The 2,834-nt window shown below is 69.2% G+C and carries 2 protein-coding genes and 1 pseudogene; all 3 read right to left on the bottom strand.

Annotation, left to right across the window (positions count from 1 at the left end):
• Window positions 1–54: 54 nt before the first annotated feature.
• Entirely contained in the window at window positions 55–1,881 is a 1,827-nt protein-coding gene (locus tag G6026_RS03200; protein ID WP_182612241.1) for a phosphoenolpyruvate carboxykinase (GTP), read from the bottom strand.
• A 113-nt stretch (window positions 1,882–1,994) separates the two neighbouring features.
• Window positions 1,995–2,408 (bottom strand): DUF6802 family protein, encoded by a 414-nt coding sequence (locus G6026_RS03195; protein ID WP_107757519.1) that lies wholly within the window; start codon window positions 2,406–2,408, stop codon window positions 1,995–1,997.
• Window positions 2,405–2,834 (bottom strand): annotated as a pseudogene (locus tag G6026_RS03190) (hypothetical protein); the annotation flags it as partial. The gene G6026_RS03195 and the pseudogene G6026_RS03190, both read right to left, overlap by 4 nt.

Raw genomic sequence — 2,834 nt, 5'->3', positions numbered from 1 at the left:
GGGTGCGGCCCGTCCGCCGATCTGACCGCGGGACCTCGGTAGGCCCCGGAGGTCTCAGCCCAGGCGCTCCTTGAGAGCGGCGAACTGCTCGTGAACCTCGGACGGGACCTTGGGCCCGCAGAAGTCCAACCACTCGGTGATGAGCGGGAGTTCGCGGCGCCACTCCTCGGGGTCGATCGCCAGCGCCTCCTCCACGTCCCTGAGGGGGGTGTCGAGGCCGGTGAGGTCGATGTCCTCGGCGCGGGCGGTGAACCCCGCCACGGTCTCATCCGCGTCGACGCGGCCCTCGATGCGGTCCACGACCCACTTCAGGACGCGGCTGTTCTCGCCGAAACCGGGCCAGAGGAAGCGGCCGTCCGCGCCCTTGCGGAACCAGTTGACCAGGAAGACCTTGGGCATCTTGTCGCCACCGCGCTCGCCCATGTCCACCCAGTGCTGGAAGTAGTCACCGACGTTGTATCCGATGAAGGGCAGCATCGCCATCGGGTCCCGGCGGACCGCACCGACCTTGCCCTCCGCGGCCGCGGTCTGGCCGGAGGAGAGGGTGGCCCCGATGTAGACGCCGTGGTTCCACGAGTGGGCCTCGCTCACCAGCGGCACGGTGTCCGCCCGGCGCCCGCCGAACAGGATGGCCGAGATCGGCACGCCCTGCGGGGAGTTGAACTCCTCGGCGGTGACCGGGCACTGGTTGATCGGTACGCAGTAGCGGGAGTTGGGGTGGGCGGCGTTGCCCGCCCCGCCGTCACCCACCGGGGTCCAGTCGTTGCCGAGCCAGTCGATCAGGTGGTCCGGGGTCCCCTCCAGGTCCTCCCACCACACGTCACCGTCGTCCGTGAGGGCGACGTTGGTGTAGATCGAGTTCCCCGCCTCCAGCGTCTTCATCGCGTTGGGGTTCGACGAGTAGTTGGTACCGGGGGCGACTCCGAAGAAGCCGTACTCGGGGTTCACCGCGTAGAGCCGGCCGTCGGCCCCGAACCGCATCCAGGCGATGTCGTCGCCCACGACCTCGGCGCGCCACCCCTCGATGGTCGGCTGGAGCATGGCGAGGTTGGTCTTGCCGCACGCGGACGGGAACGCCGCGGCGATGAAGTAGACCTTGTCCTCGGGGGAGATGAGCTTGAGGATGAGCATGTGCTCGGCCATCCAGCCCTCGTCGCGGGCCATGGCGGAGGCGATCCGCAGCGCGAAACACTTCTTGCCCAGCAGTGCGTTTCCGCCGTACCCGGATCCGAACGACCAGATCTCACGGGTCTCCGGGAAGTGGGTGATGTACTTCTCCTCGTTACACGGCCACGGGACGTCGTCCTGGCCGGGCTCGAGGGGCGCACCGACGGTGTGCAGGCCCTTGACGTACTCGCCGTCGGACCCGATCTTCTCCAGGGCGGCGGTGCCCATGCGGGTCATGATCTTCATGGACACCACGACGTAGGCCGAATCGGTGAGTTCGATGCCGAGCTTGGGATCCTCGGCGTCGAGGGGGCCCATGCAGTAGGGCACCACATACATCGTGCGGCCACGCATGCTGCCGCTGAACAACTCGGTCATGTGGCCGCGCATCTCGGCCGGGTCCCGCCAGTTGTTGGTGGGACCGGCGCCCTCCTCGGTCTCCGAACAGATGAACGTCCGCGACTCGACGCGCGCGACGTCCTTGGGGTCGGACTGGGCGAGGAACGAGTTCGGCTTCTTCGACTCGTCGAGTCGGACGAACGTGCCGTGCTCCACCAGTTCGGTCGTGAGGCGGTGCCACTCCTCGTCCGAGCCGTCCGCGAAGACGACCCGGTCCGGCTGGGTCAGTTCGGCGACCTCGGCGATCCACGCGAGCATCTCCGCGTGATCGGTTGGCGCCTGACCCTCGAGGCCGGGAATGGTGGTGGTGGTCATCACAGCTCCTCGTGCACGGTGCATGGTATCGGTCACAGACTATCGTCAACCCGATCACACCGCCGCCGTCCGGGCCTCGTTCGCGGCCCCGACGTGAGCAAAGCCTCAACTTTTCAGATGTGACCGTGGTCTATCCGTTCCCATCTGGCCGGGACAGGGGCTGACTCGGGGGACCCCGCCGGGGCCTCGTTGGTGAATCCGCCGAACGGCACCCCTTCGGCGGGATTGGCCAGTCGCCAGGAGTCGTAGCTTCCGTCGAACCGGACCGTCGAGACGTGGTCGACCGTGCCGTCGCCGTCGACGTCCGTGTAGACGGTGAGCCCCCGGCCGTCGCCCCGGGTGACGGCCTCCATGAAGCCGTCACCGTCCAGATCCGCCTCGGGTGAGCCGAGATCGAGGACGCCGTCACCCACAGGGACGTGGAGGCCGAGGGACGAGGCCTCGGCGAGCGGGGCCCCGTCGAGGCCACAGACGTCGGGACGGGCGCTGAAATCGGACGGGTCGGGTCCGTGGAAGGAGTCGGTCATGGCGAGGGGCTCCCTGGGGTGGCGAGGGCGGGCGGGGGAGTGCCGGCGGGCTCCGCAACAGTAACCGGGGAGACGGTGCTCGGCGTGGTTCCGGGGGCCTTCCCGGCGAGTCGTGACCGGCGGATACGGCGTTCGAGGTCGGCGACCCGCGGGCCCGGGTCGTGAGCGAAGCCGTCGGTGATGGTGGCCTCCGCGGCCAGGATCCTGGCGCCGAGGGACTGCTCCACCTCCGCGCGCAGGGCGGCGAGTCGTTCGGTCACGACGGCGGCCGTGTGTGTCCGGAGCGACTGGGTCCGGCGGACCGTGACCGTCGTCCAGCCGAGCGCCACGCCGCAGATCAGTGCCAACGGGATCACCATGACCGACAGTCCGGGGACCTCGGCGAGTGGTGACAGGAGCATGCGACCCACGCCGGTCCCGCCGGCG

The sequence above is a fragment of the Dietzia sp. DQ11-38-2 genome (assembly GCF_014145055.1).
GTDB lineage: Bacteria > Actinomycetota > Actinomycetes > Mycobacteriales > Mycobacteriaceae > Dietzia.
The sequence above is the reverse complement of the archived record's forward strand: the minus strand, read 5'-3'. Positions and strand labels throughout refer to the sequence as shown.